This window comes from Sodalis sp. RH15, assembly GCF_047324255.1.
GTDB classification, from domain to species: Bacteria; Pseudomonadota; Gammaproteobacteria; order Enterobacterales; family Enterobacteriaceae; genus Acerihabitans; species Acerihabitans ligni.
On sequence record NZ_CP178738.1, the window covers coordinates 1,989,149 to 2,004,876 of the forward strand.

Here is a 15,728-nt window from a genome sequence, read left to right on the forward strand (position 1 = left end):
CGCCGCGTGCGGTCTGTGTGACAATAGCCATACCTGCACTCGGAAAATAGTAATCCATGCCGCTGTCCGTCGCCGCCAAAGCGCAAATCCACGATTGGTATAAAGCGCTGCAAAAACATATACCGGATTTTATATCCCGTACCCCCCAACGCCAGATGATCGCCGAAGTGGCCAGGGCGCTGGCGGGGGATATCGAACGCCACCTGGTGATCGAAGCCCCCACCGGGGTAGGGAAAACCCTCTCCTATCTGATACCAGGCATCGCCATAGGCCGTGCCGAAGAAAAACCGCTGGTGGTGAGCACCGCCAATGTCGCGCTGCAGGATCAAATTTTCAATAAAGACCTGCCGCTGCTGAAAAAGCTGATTCCCGACCTGAAGTTTACCGCCGCCTTCGGCCGCCGGCGCTATGTCTGCCCGCGCAATCTGGCGGCGATGGCCGCCGATGCGGTTTTCCAAGGCGATTTAAAACTGTTTCTCGATGACGAACTGGCGCCGGCCAGCGGGGCGGAACAGGCGATATGCGTAAAAATGCAGCAGGCGCTCACCGGCTTTGCCTGGGATGGCCTGCGGGATCACTACTCCCGCTCGGTGGACGATCCCTTATGGAACAAATTGAGCACCGACAAAGCGAACTGTCTCGGACGTAATTGCCATTATTTCCGCGACTGTCCGTTTTTCATTGCCCGCAAGGAAATTGAGCACGCCGACGTGGTGGTGGCCAATCATGCGCTGGTGATGGCGGCCCTGGACAGCGAATCGGTGCTGCCCGGCCCCAGGGATATGCTGCTGGTGCTGGATGAGGGCCATCATTTGCCCGATGTGGCCCGCGATGCGCTGGAAATGTCCGGCGAAATTACCCCAGGCTTCGTTGCCCATCAATTGGACCAGTTTATGCGCCAGACCGAACAGACGCTGGCGCAGTTCAAACCCGCCAAGCCGCCGCTGTTGAGCGAGAGCGAACGGCTGAAGAATCATTGCGATGAAATTCGCGAACTGGCGTTGCAGTTTGAACGGCAGGGAACAGCGTTTCTGCCCCGCGACAGCGTGGCGGGCGAATACCGTTTCGCCATGGGCCAACTGCCGGAAGAAATGAGGGAGGCCGCCGCCCGTTTATATAAGCTGGCGGATACGCTGCGCATGCTGGCGGAGTTTTTCCTAAACGATTTGAGCGAAAAGACCGGCAAGCAAGATATCGTCAGGCTGCATCAGGCGCTATTGCACACCAGCCGCATCCTCGGCTATTGGGAATCCACCAGCCGGTTATGGAAACTGGCGGCTCAGGAGAAAGCCTCCAACGCCCCCATTTCCAAATGGCTGACCCGGGAAATGTTCGACAACGGCGCCCATGTTTATCTGCACTGTGTCGGCATTCGGGTGAGCGACCAGTTGGAAAAGCTGCTCTGGTCGAAGATCCCCCACGCGATAGTGACCTCCGCCACGCTGCGATCCCTGAACAGTTTCGACCGGCTGCAGGAGCTTAGCGGCCTGCAGGAGCGGGCCGGCGACCGGTTTGTCACCCTGGCCTCGCCCTTTGATCACCGTCACCAGGGCAAGCTGGTGATCCCCCGGATGCTCACCGAACCGGTAATGGCGACGGAAGGAGAGCATCTGGCGGAAATGGCGCGTTTTTTCCGCGGCGAGCTGGCCATGGGGCGGCATCACGGCATTCTGGTGCTGTTTGCCAGCCATCGCGCCATGCAGGCGTTCCTGACCCATGTGACGGAGCTGCGGCTGCTGTTATTGGTCCAGGGGGATCAGCCGCGCTACCGTCTGATAGAAGAACACCGCAAACGGGTGGATCAGGGCAAAACCAGCGTTCTGGTGGGGCTGCAGTCTTTTGCCGAAGGGCTGGATCTCAAAGGCGAACTGTTGACGCAGGTCCATATCCACAAAATCGCCTTTCCCCCTATCGACAGCCCGGTGATCCTCACCGAGGGCGAGTGGCTTAAAAGCCAGAAACGGCACCCGTTTGAAGTACAAAGCCTGCCCAGCGCCTCATTCCAGTTGATCCAGCAGGTGGGTCGCCTGATCCGCAGCCATGCGTGCACCGGCGAAATCGTGATTTATGACCGGCGCCTGCTGACCAAATCCTACGGCGCGCGGTTACTGGCGGCGCTGCCGGTTTTTCCCATCGAGCAGCGTTCGATGCCGGAAGAGCCCATTCCTGCAGAACCGATTGAAAAAAGGCCCCGTCTGTGACTATGCTCGTTCTGACACGGATCTCAACGCCCGCCCCGGCAGGTAGTCGGATGTAAACCCGGCGGCGTTGCGTCGAGGCGGAAGTGAAACTATATCAAGGGCGGATCACCATCGGTTATGGATTTTAGCAAAGTCATCAAAGAAGTAGGGCGCGGAAAAAACCATGCCCGCGATCTGGACCGTCAAACGGCTTTTGAACTGTACCGCGCCATACTGGCGGGAGAGGTGCCGGAGCTGGAGCTGGGCGGATTGCTGATTGCCTTTCGCATCAAGGGCGAAGCCGAAGGGGAAATGCTGGGGTTTTACCAGGCGATGGAAGAACGGGTCATGGCCCTGCAGGCGCCGGCGGATATGCCGCCTCCCATCGTGATTCCCAGCTATAACGGCGCGCGCAAGCAGGCCAATCTGACCCCTTTGCTGGCATTGGCGCTGTCCCGTCTCGATTTTCCGGTGGTGGTGCACGGTGTGACCGAGGATCCGGGACGGGTCACCAGCGCGGAAATTTTCCGGGCGCTGGACGTGCCCTGGCAGGAATCCCAGGCCGGGGCGCAAAGCGCGCTGGTGATGGGGCGGCAGCCGGTATTTATCCCGATCCGCCTGCTCTGCCCGGCGCTGGACGGCCAGCTTAAGCTGCGCTGGCGCATGGGGGTCAGGAACAGCGCCCATACCCTGGCGAAACTGGCCACCCCCTTCCATCATCACCTGCACTGGCGCCTGGCCAGCGTCTCCCATCCCGAATATATCACGCGGGTGGGCGACTTTTTCAAAGCCATCAACAGCAGCGCCCTGTTGATGAACGGCACCGAGGGCGAATCTTACGCCAACCCGCAGCGGCTGAGTAAAATCTTCGGCCTGTACCAGGGTGAACAACAATTACTGCTTGACCCGTCGTTATATCCTTTGCCGCCGCTGGAAGCGCTGCCCGCCGATCGGGACGCGGCCACTACCGCCCGCTGGACGCAAGCCTGCCTGTGCGGCGAGTTTGCCCTGCCGCAATCGATCCGGCTGCAGCTGGCCTGCTGTCTGGCGGCCACCGGGCGATCGTTATCCATGGCGCAGGGTCTGGACTATGTGGACGGCGTATTCAGCCGCCCCCGAGGCTAATCTGAGAGAGTATATCATGCAGCAAGTGATTGATTATTTTGACGCGCTGAATCGCGACTATCTGGCGGTCCATCAAACCAAAGAGGACCTGTTCTGGCAAAATTATATGGCCACCGGCGGCGATGATGTGCCCGCGCGGTTCGAACGGGCGGAACAGGCCTACAAGCGTTTTATCGCCGACCCCAAGCGCCCCGCCCAAATCCGGGCGCAAATCGAATGGTTGGAACGCTCGCCCGAAAGCAGCCAGAGAGATGAATTGCTGCACGGCCTGCGCGGCTGGGCGCGTTTTTTTGACTGCAATGTCATTGAAGATGACCAGGCGTTATCCCTGATGGACGATATTGTCGCGGCGGAAAACGATTTGTACGCCCGGCGCAAAACCTTCCAACTGACCCACCTGAATGACCAGGGCGAACGCGTGCCGGCGACCCTGGGCGAACTGCTGACCAACCAGGCCAACAACGCCGATGAAACCTATCGCCGAAGTTCGCAGCAGGCCTTGCGGGAGCTGGAGCAGTGGCTGCTGCATAACGGCTTCCCCACCCTGGTGCGCCTGCGCAATCGCTTTGCCCGGCAGATGGGCTATCGGAACTACTTTGATTATAAAGTGAATAAAACCGAGCAGATGACGCCGGAGCAGCTGTTCGCCATTCTGGACTCTTTTGAACAGCAGACCCGGGAAGCCAACCTGCGCAGCCTGCGGCAATTGGCGGAGGAGAAAGGCCAGGATGCGTTAGCGCCCTGGAATATCCGTTATGCCACCGCCGGCGATGTGACCCGCCAGCTCGATCCCTACCTGCCGTTTGCCGAGTCCCTGCGGCGTTGGGTCGACAGCTTCAAACGGCTGCACATCGGTTTCAACGGCGCGCAGCTGCAGCTTGATCTGCTGGTGCGTAAAAACAAATATGAAAACGGTTTTATGCACGGACCTGTGCCGCCGTTCCGGCAGCATGAAACGTGGATCCCGGCCCGCATCAACTTCACCAGCCTGGCCAAGCCGGACCAGGTGGGCAGCGGCATCAGCGGCATCAATACGCTGTTTCATGAAGGCGGCCACGCCGCGCATTTCGCCAATATCCGGCAGAATGCCCCCTGTTTTTCCCAGGAGTTCCCGCCCACCTCCATGGCATATGCCGAAACGCAATCCATGTTTTGCGACAGCCTGCTGAATGACGCCGACTGGTTGAAACGCTATGCCCGCAACGGCAACGGCGCGCCGCCGCCGGATAGCTTGATCCAGGCGCTCATCGCCGCCCGGCAGCCGATGCGGGCCTTCAATGAACGTCATATTCTGCTGGTGCCCTATTTCGAATGGGCCCTTTATCAATGGGACGACGAACAGCTGACGCCGGAGGCGATTACCCGGCTGGCGCGGGAATGCGAGCAGCGAATTCTCGGCATCAGCGGCAGCCCGCGTCCGCTGCTGGCCATACCCCATTTGTTATCCCAGGAGTCGGCCTGTTCCTACCAGGGCTATTTGCTGGCGCTGATGGCGGTGGAACAGACCCGGCATTATTTCCTGCAGCGCGACGGCTATCTCACCGACAATCCCGCCATTGGTCCGGATCTGGCCCGCCATTATTGGCAGCCGGGCAACAGCGTGACCCACGACGACACCCTGCGCAGCCTGACCGGCGAGGGCTTTAATCCGGCCTATCTGGCGCAAAGCTGCAATCAAACGGTGGAGGAGGCCTGGCAGCAGGCGCAAATGAGCATTGCGCAGAGCGAAAAACGGGCGCAGCCGGCGGCCGATTTTAACCTCGACGCGCGGATAACCATTATCGACGGTGAGCGGGTACTGGCGTCCAATGCCCGCAGCGATGACGACATGTGCCAACGGTTTGCCGAGACGATCCAGCGGGAATATGGTCCCAAGACCACATCCGCATAAAGAAGTCCGTAGAGTAAGGGTGGGGAGATGGCGCGATGCGATACCCCAAACAGGCGCATCGCTATGGGATTATAGCCGTTTAGTCTTTATGATAAACCGGGCTGTAACCCTCCATCGCCTGGCTTTTCCCAGGCACAAATACCTGGCGCGGACAGCTGCCGGCCGTGTCGGCGGTGGTTTTGCTGATACAGGCGCTGTCGGTGCGCGGGTTGCGCGGCATATCCGGCAGCCTATACGCCGGAGCGCCATAGGCGGCGGCGCTGGAAATCGCGAGCAGGGCGGCGATAAATCTAAGTTTCATAATAATCACGTTGTAAATTATACCATAACGAATGCTTATACTACGCCCATCAGGTATTTTTTTCCGTGGCGATTATTGACGAAATATGTCAGAAAATTTGAACGAACATGACTGGCTATTTCCTGTCGTCGGGCCGGATAAGATCGAAGCGCTGCTGCTCGGATATGCCGTAATAAGCGCTCGGCCCGCCGCCGCGCAAAATCGGCTGGGCGGCGGTGGTTTGGTAGACGCCGTGCTCGTCAATCAAAGCTTTATCGATATGCACCGCCACCACTTCACCCAATACCAGCCAGCTTTCCAATTGCATGCCCTCAGCGTCCAGCAGCCGGATGATTTGCGATAACCGGCATTCAAAATTCACCGGGCTTTCCGCCACCCTATGGGCGGCGACCCGAGTGCCTCGCACCGGCGTCAGCCCGGAAAAACCGAATTCATCCTCGCCGGCGGCCAGCGAGGCCGAACTTTCATTCATGGCCTGCGCCAACGGGCGGGTCGCCAGGTTCCAGACAAATTCGCCGGTGGCGTTGATATTGGCCACGCTGTCTTTCCACCCCACGCTGCAAAAGCCGATGATGGGCGGATGATAGTTGAAACAGTTAAAAAAACTGTACGGCGCCAGGTTACGCTGCCCCTGGGGATTAACCGAGGCTATCCAGCCGATGGGGCGGGGGGCGATAATGGAATTCAGCGGATCGTGCGCCAGACCGTGTCCCTGTCTGGGTTCGTAATAATGATACTCTGGTTGATTCATCTTTACTCCAGGTGTGCTGCTTGTTAAGCGTTAGGGGCGGGGGGCGGCAGGCCATCATTGGCCGCTTCATGGACATTATTCCGCGTCGCGGCGGCGGAAATGATTTGCACCGCCTGATAGGGCGGCCGTATACCCGCTGCTTCAAAATGGTTTTTCACCAGACCGTCCAGAGTAAATCTCACCGTCCATTGTTTCAATGCTTGGGTGGTAAAAGATACCCGGACGGTAAAGGACTGATTGGTTAAACCCACCACACCGCCGAAATTGGGCTCGCCGATAACCATGGGACGAATATCCTCTTTGCTCATCAATTCAGTCACCGCGTCCCGCAGCGCCTGGTTGACGCGATCGATATCCTCATCGCGATTGACATCATAATTGGCCACGAATGAGCCGATGCCGCGCACAAAATTGGCGAAAGTGGTAATGGATGAAAAAGGAATGATGAAATAGGCGCCGGTATCTTGGCGTACGCCCACCGAACGGATGGTCATTCTTTCCACCACCCCGGTAATATCGCCGATGGTCACCAGATCGCCGGTATTCATGCCGTTTTCAAATTGTATAAACACACCGGTGATAACATCCTTCACCAGCGTCTGGGCGCCGAAGCTGATGGCCAGGCCCAGGGCGCCGGCGCCCGCCAGCAGCGGAGCGATATTCACGCCGATTTCGGAAAGGATGATCATGATGGTAATGGTGCTGATGATAACCGACAGGGCATTGCGAAACAGCGTCAACAACGTGCGGGTCCGGGCGCTGGGCTGGGGCCTGCCGTGGGCATCGGTGGCCAGCCGGTTTTCGACAATGCTGGCCAGCAAGGTCCAGCCGAGGGCTGAAAAAATCAGAATTATGAAAATCCGCAGCAGCGCGTCCACGATGCGGGCGCCAAAATCGCCGGTAAGCCAGTTGCGCAGGTTGAACAAATGCCAGGCGTCCAGCAATAGCAGCATCACGGCAAATACCACCAGCACCCGGCAAATTTTCAGCGCGCTGGAGACATAAACGTTAAGTCGCTGCTGCAGCTGCGGATAGTTGCGCCGGGCATCCGGCGAGAGGGTGATATGCCGCGAAATCCAGCGGGTCAATAATCCGGAGATCAGCGCCCCCACGCTGATGATCATCAGGCTTTTCACCGTAGCGGTAACCATGAATTTCAGACTATTGCCAGGGTCGAACTGGGTCAGTAAAAACAGCATGACAAAATACGCCACCGCCAGCCAATGCCAAATCAGGCTGAAGGCACGGATAAACACGCTGAAGAAAGCCAGCGAGCGGTTAGCAAACTGCTCCAGTTCCTTTTGAATATTGCGTTTATTGCGCACGATCAGCCAGAGCACATAGGCGGTGGTGGCGAGCATAATGATAAAATTCACCAGCGCCGCCGTTTGGGTATTGATTTGATTGGCAATGATCGGCACGATGACCATGGCGCTGTAGCCGATAAAGCCGCTCACCAGACTCAGCCGATGATTCCAATAACGGGCGCTTTTATCGGACATCGGCAAGCGCCGCAATTCGGGATAGCGCGGACAAAAAATCATTCGCAGCAAGGTCTTGAACAGCTCCATCACCGCAAAGGCATTGAGGAACAGACTTAACTGCCGGGCAATGGTCCGGCTGTCCGCGTTCAGATACTCCGTCAGAAACTGCCCGAGCATAACCGCCGCCAACAAAATGATCATTTCCACGGCAAACGCGCCGAATACCGCCGATATGCGTTTTACGCCGCTTTTATATTTATCATTGGCAGTATGACCCCACCGGCCCAGCCGGTGCAGCAGCGGGGTAACGAGCCACCGGCAGAAAAAATAAAAGGCGAAGGTGGCGACGGACAACAGAGCGAACCGGCTCAAGGCCAGTATAAACACCGCCCGGTTAAACGTATGCTGTGGCGCCGAGGTGATATTTTTGCTTAAGGTGTTCAGCTTCGCCGCCAGGGCGTGGCTGTAAAAGCGCGTAATGTCCGTTACGCTGTCCAATAACGTCGGGGTGTCCTTTTCTTCATCAGCGGGGGCCAGTAAGGGGGCGGCCTGGCTGGGCTGGCCTTGGGCGGCGGCACGCAGCTGTTTGATAAGCTCTGTTCGGGCGGCGTCGTTATTAAGGATATCCGCCAGGGCGGCGTAAGCGGCTTTTTCATCCGCCGGACTCGGCGGGTTGACGTTGGTGGCGGAGGGCGCGGCGGCGGCCGGTGCCGCTGGTGTCGCCGGAGCGGCGGCGGTGAGTTTTGAAAGGTAGGGCAAAGAGGCCGCGTGAAGCGAAGGCATAACCAGTAAACAACCTAACAGCAGCAGCGCGCCCGCTTTCCGCCAATACGTTCTGCGGCATGATAATGCCGACACGCGGGTAAAAACCGGCATGGATTTCCCTCCTGGGCAAGCGACTTCAAATAACACCAATCGGCGTTCCGCAAAAAAGAACTCAGTGTTTATTATAGCGATGCCTGGTGGCTGAACGGCTTATACATCGACCAAAATGTAAAAATTCAGCTTGCATGGGGAAAGTCTGCTGACAGGATTTAACGCAGTTGACTGTCTTTACTGCCCCGGCGGTTATAGCCGGCGTGGGAAGACATCTTTTTATCCCGTTCCGCCTGGCACGACAGGCAGAGCTGGACGCCGGGAAGGGCGAGACGTCTGGCTTCAGGTATGGGTTCGCCGCACTCTTGGCAGACGGCGGCGCTATTTCCCCGTGAGAGTGAATGGCGCGCTCGTTTTACCGCATCTTCAATAGTTGAGTCGATTTGGTCCTGTACCGCGCCGTCCGGCGCCCAGCCGCTTGCCATGGATCTGCCCCCCTTAAAGCGTTTTGAGAAATGTCTGCATAACAAAAAGGCCGGCAACCTGCGTTGTCAGCCTTTGCGCTTATCTGCAAAACCAGCCGGCGAATGCAGCCGGGTCGGGTTTATTCAATATTGGATTCGATAAACCACAGGAATTTATCAAGATCCCGTGACGCAGCGGTAAAGATATCCGCCGTGTCATCATCATCGGCTTGGGTTATTGCTTTACGTGTATCGTTGGCCACGACAGCATAACGTTCCGCCAGGGCCTTCAGATGGTCCTGCACGCTGTGGATATTGGTGGGATAGCTAATCAACGGCGTTTTGTCGTTGGTAACCTGAACCGTACCCAGAGCCACGCCGCCTAACTGGACGACACGTTCGGCAATGGTGTCCTGATGATCAAGGATAGCGGTACGGAAACCGTCAAGCATTTCATGTACGGCTATGAAGTTGGAACCGCGCATGTTCCAGTGAGCTTGCTTGGTAATCAGCGCCAAATCAACAAATTCCACTACCAGGCGATTAAGCAAAGCAATAGTCGAGACTTTCAAATCTTCTTCGATGTTGTTACGAGTATAAATTAATTCGGAAGATTTCGTTTTAACCAGTTTAGCGGTACTCATCATCAATCATCCTCTAATATTGATCGTTATTAATTCGTTCAGGCTTAAAAGTATAGCATCATTTGCAGGGTTTGCTCCCTATCGCTCATATTGCTGATACCTGTCATCCTACCCCTGCCGGCCGCCATGAGCGCACCGGCCAAGTTCCACCGGCGTTAACATAATCTTTGCGCGCTCCCGTGCCTGCCGGAGCATCCAAATACAAATGGTTTTCATTTAAAATTAACGCCTTCTTCATATATTATAGTACAACAAAATTTGATAAACGGCATTGGCCAAGGAACGGTCACGGTCAAAAAAAAACCAGGCAGCGGTCTCGGTGCGAATTAATTCCCGGGCATAAAGCCCTTGGCAAAATGTACCAAAAGGTACTAAAAATAATTCCGCCGGGTGCGGTATCCTCTATTCTTGGCAATGTTTCCCCAGCAATGTTTCTCCATGGAGGAATGCATTTTGCGTTCCATATTTTCGAATTTTCCTCATCAAATAATAAACGAAGCGGTAAAATACGAATCATCCTGAAATTTGCGACATGATATGTGAACAGAAAATTGAGGAAATATCGTTTTGATGGGCTATTTTTTATTCATCCGCTTCGGAATTATCTCAATATCTTGTAAGTATACGTAAAGGTGGGTTTTGGCCCCGGAGAGGAAAACATAAGAAAAAAGAATAGGATAGATGCAATAGAAAACTTATGTTACACGATACGTTCACTTGGACAACAATTATTAAGCAGAGTTTCGTGCTATTTTTTGTTATATTTTCGTGGTTAGGACGTAAATTTCACATTTGAGGTGGGTATGAAAAAAATTGCATGTCTTTCAGCGTTAGCTTGTGTTTTGGCCGTAACAGCAGGTTCAGCGGTCGCAGGCGACAGTACCGTAACAGCAGGTTACGCGCAGGGTGATGCCCAGGGCATCATCAACAAAGCCAGCGGTTTCAACTTGAAGTACCGCTACGAATGGGATAACACCAATCCCTGGAGCGCCATCGGCTCCTTTACTTATCTCGAAAAAAACCAGCTCAATGACGGCAACTACCAGAAAGGCCAATACTATGGCTTTACCGCCGGTCCGGCATTCCGTATCAACGATTGGGCCAGCATCTACGGTGTTGTAGGTATCGGCGCCGGTAAGTTTACCAATAATGCCACAGCAGTCCGTGATACCCATAGCAACGATGACGTGGGTGTTTCCTACGGCGCGGGTCTTCAGTTCAACCCGATGGATAACGTTGCTATAGACGTATCTTACGAACAAAGCCGTATCCGCAGTGTCGATGTCGGCACCTGGATCGCCGGTGTTGGTTATCGCTTCTAATAGCGATTACTCTGCGACATGAATTGACATGTTGGAGAATCGCTCATCGGCATGGTTGATAAGTCAGCCATGCCCTTATTCTTCAGGGTCTTCAGCCTTGATATGCTATTCAATCACCCGCCAGCGGTTACTCATTGTTGCCTGTAGCTGCATTTTCAGCTACATACTGTAAATACATCCTGCCGAAACAATCTGCAATATGCAGACCACTACCTTAGCGGGTTACACCGACATATACAAACCTCGACATGACTTTATCGATGAATTTTTCATGACATGCCGTCACAGCGCTATAATTCCCCGCCGACGCATCGCCAAGATACATTGCCTTCCTTTAATCATTAAAAGGCTCGACCTTTTCCACTCCTGCAGCACCGGCAGTGCTGGATAGGGGATTTAATGTTGATAAACAGGCCGAAATAAACGATGTCAAAAATTATCTGTCGCTAAAATGAAAATGGGTCTGTGAAAGATGGACATCTTTTAATAAATAAACCTTATAAAAAAATTATTTTCACTCCACGGTTGGCTGGAAGGATATTTAATATCAACGTCAATTCCGCCATGAACGCGACGACTTCAGGCCGCCCAAATGATGCGTTTTTCTGCACGATGATAATGATTCGTCGTCCCGCAAGCGGCCCGGAAACGGATAGCGCGGGTATCTTTTGTGCTGTCATGGTATGCGGACATGGGAAGGAGTGTGCAGACAGGGGGCGCAATTCGGCAGCGGATTGTGGCATAATGTGCCCAGTGTCACATTTTAATGAAGAGTATCTCTTTTGCTAATCAGTAATAACATCACCATGCAATTCGGCAGCAAGCCGCTGTTTGAAAATATTTCTGTCAAGTTCGGCGGCGGCAACCGCTATGGCTTGATTGGGGCCAACGGCTGCGGGAAATCCACCCTGATGAAAATCCTCGGCGGAGATTTAGTCCCCAGTTCAGGCCATATCGCCCTCGATCCTAATGAACGGCTGGGCAAATTGCGCCAGGACCAGTTCGCCTTCGAGAACTTTACGGTGCTCGATACCGTCATCATGGGGCATGCCGAACTGTGGGCGGTGAAGGAAGAGCGCGACGGTATCTACGCCCTGGCGGAGATGACCGAGCAGCAGGGATACAGGGTCGCCGATCTGGAAGTGCTGTACGGCGAGATGGACGGTTACACCGCTGAGGCCCGCGCCGGTGAACTGCTGCTGGGGGCGGGCATACCGCTGGAACAGCACTACGGTCCCATGAGTGAAGTGGCGCCCGGCTGGAAACTGCGGGTCTTGCTGGCGCAGGCCCTGTTTGCCAATCCGGACATCCTGCTGCTGGATGAGCCCACCAATAACCTGGATATCAATACCATCCGCTGGCTGGAGCAGGTCCTGAACGATCGCAACAGCACCATGGTTATCATTTCCCATGACCGGCATTTTCTGAATATGGTCTGTACCCATATGGCGGATTTGGATTATGGCGAGCTGCGGATTTACCCAGGCAATTACGACGATTATATGACCGCCTCCACCCAGGCCAGGGAGCAGTTGGTGGCCGGCAATGCCAAGAAAAAGGCGCAGATTGCCGAATTGCAGTCTTTCGTCAGCCGTTTTAGCGCCAACGCGTCTAAATCCCGTCAGGCTACCTCCCGCGCCCGGCAAATCGAAAAGATTACGCTTGATGAAGTAAAGGTTTCCAGCCGCCAGAATCCGTTCATTCGTTTTGAGCAGGATAAAAAATTGTTCCGTAACGCGCTGACCATACAGCAGCTTACCCAGGGCTATGAAGGCCAGCCGCCGCTCATCAAGGATATGAACCTGATGCTGGAAGTGGGGGAAAAGGTAGCGGTGCTTGGTGCCAACGGTATCGGTAAAACCACCTTGCTGAAGACCCTGGTGGGGGAGCTGGCGCCGTCGGTGGGCGAAATCAAATGGTCGGAAAACGCCAAGCTTGGTTATTATGCCCAGGACCATGCCAGCGAGTTTACGGAAAATATCACGGTGTTCGACTGGATGAGCCTGTGGAAACAGCCGAGCGATGACGAGCAGGCGGTGCGCAGCATTCTTGGCCGGCTGCTGTTTAGCCAGGATGATATCAATAAACCGGTCGGGGTGTTATCCGGCGGGGAAAAGGGCCGTATGATGTTCGGTAAGCTCATGATGCAAAAGCCGAATATCTTGCTGATGGACGAGCCTACCAATCATCTCGATATGGAATCCATTGAATCGCTGAATATGGCTTTGGAACTGTACCAGGGTACGCTGATTTTCGTTTCCCATGACCGGGAGTTCGTCAGTTCGCTGGCCACCCGTATTCTGGAGCTGACGCCGGACGGACTGGCGGACTTTACCGGCAACTATGAGGATTATCTGCGCAGCCAGGGAGTGAACTAGCTAGCGGCCCGGCTATGCAATGGCCTCCCTTTGACGCGCTCGGTTTAGGCTTCCGCGTTACCGCAGATCTCGCAGTGGGGATCGCGATGCAGCGCCATTTCCCGGAACTGCATGGTCATGGCGTCGTACAGCAGCAGTTTGCCGCCGGAGGGTTTGCCGAAGGCGGTTAATGCCTTGATGGTCTCCATGGCCTGCAGCGAACCAATCACACCCACCAGGGGCGACATGACGCCCGATTCGGCGCAGGTTAGGGTTTCGCCGCCGAACAGGCGGCTCAGGCAACGGTAGCAGGGCTCATCGGCCTGATAGGTAAAGACGCTGACCTGCCCCTCCATACGAATGGCCGCGCCGGAAATCAGCGGTTTGCGCCGGCTGAAACAGAGCCTGTTCAACTGCTCCCGGGTGGCGACATTATCGCTGCAGTCTACCACCGCATCGCTGCCGTCGATTAACGGGCCGAGGGCGTCATCATCCAATATGGCGTCATAGGCCGCAATGTGGACATGGGGATTGATTTGCGCCAGGGCCTCGGCGGCTGAATTCACTTTCGCCATGCCGATGCGCCAATGGGTATGCAGAATCTGCCGCTGCAGGTTGGATAACGCCACCTGATCAAAATCCAGCAGTTTGAGGCGGCCGATGCCGGCGGCGGCCAGGTACATCGACGCGGCGCAGCCCAATCCTCCCAGGCCGACGATCAGCGCCCCGGACCCTTTGAGCTTTTCCTGGCCGTCGAAATCAAAGCCGCGCAAGGTGATTTGCCGGTTATAGCGCAGCATTTCCTCATGACTGAGTTCGTTTGCCATGGTTCGTTCCTGTTCTTGCGTGCACTACTTGCCTGCACTACTTGCCGGCACTAGGCCAGCAATAATTGATTGAAAGGCTCGATTTCCACCCATTCCCCGGCCTGCTGCGCCCCCTGTTCGGCGGGCAGCACGATAAAACAGTTGGCGGCGCTGAACGAACTGAACACATGGGAGCCCTGGTCGCCGGTGCTGCTTACCTCGATCTCGCCCCGATCGTTGCTGTTAAAATAGCCGCGCTGGAAATCCATCCTGCCGGGAGACTTTTTCAACGGCGTCAGCAGCCGGGCACGCAGGCGGGCCGGTAACCGCCAGCCGACCCGGCCGGAAAGCCGGGCGATAACGGGCTGTACCAGCTGATAAAATGTGGCTGCGGCCGAAACCGGGTTGCCCGGCAGTCCGCAGAACCAGGCATGGTCCAGCCGGCCGAAGGCAAAAGGCTTGCCGGGTTTGATGGCCAGGCGCCAGAAATTGATATGGCCTAACTCTTCCAGCACGGTTTTGGTGTAATCCGCTTCCCCCACCGACACGCCGCCGCTGGTAATCAGCAGATCCGCCTGGTTATCCGCCTGTCGGAAGGCGTCGCGCAGGGCATCGGCGTTATCGGCCACGATACCCAAATCGATTACCTCGCAGCCCATTTGCCGCAGCATCAGGCGCACGGTAAACCGATTGGTATCATGAATTTGTCCGGCGGCCAGCGGCGCGCCGATGGGGCGTAATTCATCGCCAGTGGAGAACAGCGCCACTTTGAGCCGGCGCACTACTGCCACGTCGGCGATACCCAGGGAGGCCAGCAGCGGCAGTTCCGCCGCCCCGAGCATCCGGCCGGCCGGCAGCACTTCTTCTCCCCGGCGGATGTCGTCGCCGATACGCCGGATATTCTGTCCCGCCTTGACCGGGGCGGTAAAACGCACGCCATGGTCGGCCACCTCGGCCTGCTCTTGCATGACGACCGCTTGCGCCGCCGCCGGCGTCGGCGCGCCGGTCATGATGCGAACCGTCGTACCCGACGGCCATTCGCCGGTAAACGGGGCGCCGGCAAAGGCTTTACCGGCCACCGGCAACGGCAGTCCGCTTGCCAAATCCGCCAGGCGTACCGCATAACCATCCATGGCGGAGTTATCAAACGGCGGCACGTCGACCGGCGAGATAATCGGCCCGGCGGTCACCCGACCGGCGGCGTCGGTTAATGCCAGAACTTCACTGTCCGCCAGCGGCTGCACCACGGAGAACATTTTTACCAGGGCTTGCTCCAGCGTCAGCAAGGGAGAATGTGACTCGGCCATCTTGACTCCTGTGCCATCGGCCGGAAGAGTGGGCGGCCGGTAGGGGAATTAATCAGCCATTATGGCAGAAAACGCGTTCGGCGAGAATGAAAGCCTGCCGTTCGTTTTGCCGCGTTATGACTAACGAAATGCCGTTATCGCTTATACAATCAACACGGTGCATTTCTCCTTTACACCGACGAGCAGGGTCAATATAGTCAAAAATGATAACCTAATCGTTATATGCCACACTTATTAAAATAATTTATCCGCACAATTTTCAGTGACAGCAACAAGGGAT

12 protein-coding genes are annotated in these 15,728 nt (G+C 55.9%); 5 read left to right on the forward strand and 7 right to left on the reverse strand.

Annotated features, from left to right (window positions below; genetic code table 11):
• Positions 1 to 56: 56 nt before the first annotated feature.
• The 3 genes from dinG (at position 57) to ACL2XO_RS09350 (ending at position 5,196) form a co-directional block, all read left to right on the forward strand.
• A complete protein-coding gene (dinG, locus tag ACL2XO_RS09340) occupies positions 57 to 2,201 on the forward strand; it encodes an ATP-dependent DNA helicase DinG (protein WP_413742584.1) in 2,145 nt (714 codons plus the stop codon).
• Positions 2,202 to 2,318: 117 nt separating this feature from the next.
• Entirely contained in the window at positions 2,319 to 3,305 is a 987-nt protein-coding gene (gene ybiB / locus ACL2XO_RS09345; RefSeq protein WP_413742585.1) for a DNA-binding protein YbiB, read from the forward strand.
• A gap of 16 nt (positions 3,306 to 3,321) precedes the next feature.
• Positions 3,322 to 5,196 (forward strand): M3 family metallopeptidase, encoded by a 1,875-nt coding sequence (locus ACL2XO_RS09350; protein WP_413742586.1) that lies wholly within the window; start codon positions 3,322 to 3,324, stop codon positions 5,194 to 5,196.
• A 79-nt stretch (positions 5,197 to 5,275) separates the two neighbouring features.
• Here ACL2XO_RS09350 and ACL2XO_RS09355 read toward each other — a convergent pair whose 3' ends face one another.
• The 5 genes from ACL2XO_RS09355 to dps all read right to left on the reverse strand — a co-directional run bounded on the left by ACL2XO_RS09355 (position 5,276) and on the right by dps (position 9,656).
• Positions 5,276 to 5,497, reverse strand: a complete 222-nt coding sequence (locus tag ACL2XO_RS09355; RefSeq protein WP_132922700.1) for a hypothetical protein — start codon at positions 5,495 to 5,497, stop codon at positions 5,276 to 5,278.
• A gap of 115 nt (positions 5,498 to 5,612) precedes the next feature.
• Complete coding sequence (locus ACL2XO_RS09360) at positions 5,613 to 6,248, reverse strand: flavin reductase family protein (RefSeq protein WP_132922699.1); 636 nt, start codon at positions 6,246 to 6,248, stop codon at positions 5,613 to 5,615.
• A gap of 23 nt (positions 6,249 to 6,271) precedes the next feature.
• Positions 6,272 to 8,515 carry a mechanosensitive channel protein gene (ybiO, locus tag ACL2XO_RS09365; protein WP_413743049.1) on the reverse strand — a complete coding sequence of 748 codons (2,244 nt, stop codon included), beginning with the start codon at positions 8,513 to 8,515 and terminating at the stop codon, positions 6,272 to 6,274.
• 251 nt (positions 8,516 to 8,766) lie between these two features.
• A complete protein-coding gene (locus ACL2XO_RS09370; protein ID WP_132922698.1) occupies positions 8,767 to 9,033 on the reverse strand; it encodes a DksA/TraR family C4-type zinc finger protein in 267 nt (88 codons plus the stop codon).
• A gap of 119 nt (positions 9,034 to 9,152) precedes the next feature.
• Entirely contained in the window at positions 9,153 to 9,656 is a 504-nt protein-coding gene (dps, locus tag ACL2XO_RS09375) for a DNA starvation/stationary phase protection protein Dps (protein ID WP_132927832.1), read from the reverse strand.
• A gap of 803 nt (positions 9,657 to 10,459) precedes the next feature.
• Here dps and ompX point away from each other — a divergent pair.
• Together ompX and ACL2XO_RS09385 are read left to right on the forward strand one after the other, a co-directional pair.
• Complete coding sequence (gene ompX / locus ACL2XO_RS09380) at positions 10,460 to 10,978, forward strand: outer membrane protein OmpX (RefSeq protein ID WP_413723759.1); 519 nt, start codon at positions 10,460 to 10,462, stop codon at positions 10,976 to 10,978.
• Between the two features lie 782 nt (positions 10,979 to 11,760).
• Positions 11,761 to 13,356, forward strand: coding sequence for an ABC-F family ATPase (locus ACL2XO_RS09385; RefSeq protein WP_132922696.1), 1,596 nt, complete (start codon positions 11,761 to 11,763; stop codon positions 13,354 to 13,356).
• Between the two features lie 44 nt (positions 13,357 to 13,400).
• On the opposite strand, the gene moeB is transcribed toward ACL2XO_RS09385, so the two are convergent.
• Positions 13,401 to 14,162, reverse strand: coding sequence for a molybdopterin-synthase adenylyltransferase MoeB (gene moeB, locus ACL2XO_RS09390; protein ID WP_413742587.1), 762 nt, complete (start codon positions 14,160 to 14,162; stop codon positions 13,401 to 13,403).
• 50 nt (positions 14,163 to 14,212) lie between these two features.
• On the reverse strand, positions 14,213 to 15,448 hold the full coding sequence (gene moeA, locus ACL2XO_RS09395) for a molybdopterin molybdotransferase MoeA (RefSeq protein ID WP_413723761.1): 1,236 nt from the start codon (positions 15,446 to 15,448) through the stop codon (positions 14,213 to 14,215).
• Positions 15,449 to 15,728 lie beyond the last annotated feature (280 nt).

Excerpts from the sequence above, each read along its gene's own strand:
- moeA (WP_413723761.1), bottom strand. The coding sequence starts at position 15,448 with ATGGCCGAGTCACATTCTCCCTTGCTGACGCTGGAGCAAGCCCTGGTA.
- ACL2XO_RS09360 (WP_132922699.1), bottom strand. The coding sequence starts at position 6,248 with ATGAATCAACCAGAGTATCATTATTACGAACCCAGACAGGGACACGGT.
- moeB (WP_413742587.1), bottom strand. The coding sequence starts at position 14,162 with ATGGCAAACGAACTCAGTCATGAGGAAATGCTGCGCTATAACCGGCAA.
- dps (WP_132927832.1), bottom strand. The coding sequence starts at position 9,656 with ATGAGTACCGCTAAACTGGTTAAAACGAAATCTTCCGAATTAATTTAT.
- ybiO (WP_413743049.1), bottom strand. The coding sequence starts at position 8,515 with ATGCCTTCGCTTCACGCGGCCTCTTTGCCCTACCTTTCAAAACTCACC.
- ACL2XO_RS09350 (WP_413742586.1), top strand. The coding sequence starts at position 3,322 with ATGCAGCAAGTGATTGATTATTTTGACGCGCTGAATCGCGACTATCTG.
- ACL2XO_RS09370 (WP_132922698.1), bottom strand. The coding sequence starts at position 9,033 with ATGGCAAGCGGCTGGGCGCCGGACGGCGCGGTACAGGACCAAATCGAC.
- ACL2XO_RS09355 (WP_132922700.1), bottom strand. The coding sequence starts at position 5,497 with ATGAAACTTAGATTTATCGCCGCCCTGCTCGCGATTTCCAGCGCCGCC.
- ompX (WP_413723759.1), top strand. The coding sequence starts at position 10,460 with ATGAAAAAAATTGCATGTCTTTCAGCGTTAGCTTGTGTTTTGGCCGTA.
- dinG (WP_413742584.1), top strand. The coding sequence starts at position 57 with ATGCCGCTGTCCGTCGCCGCCAAAGCGCAAATCCACGATTGGTATAAA.
- ybiB (WP_413742585.1), top strand. The coding sequence starts at position 2,319 with ATGGATTTTAGCAAAGTCATCAAAGAAGTAGGGCGCGGAAAAAACCAT.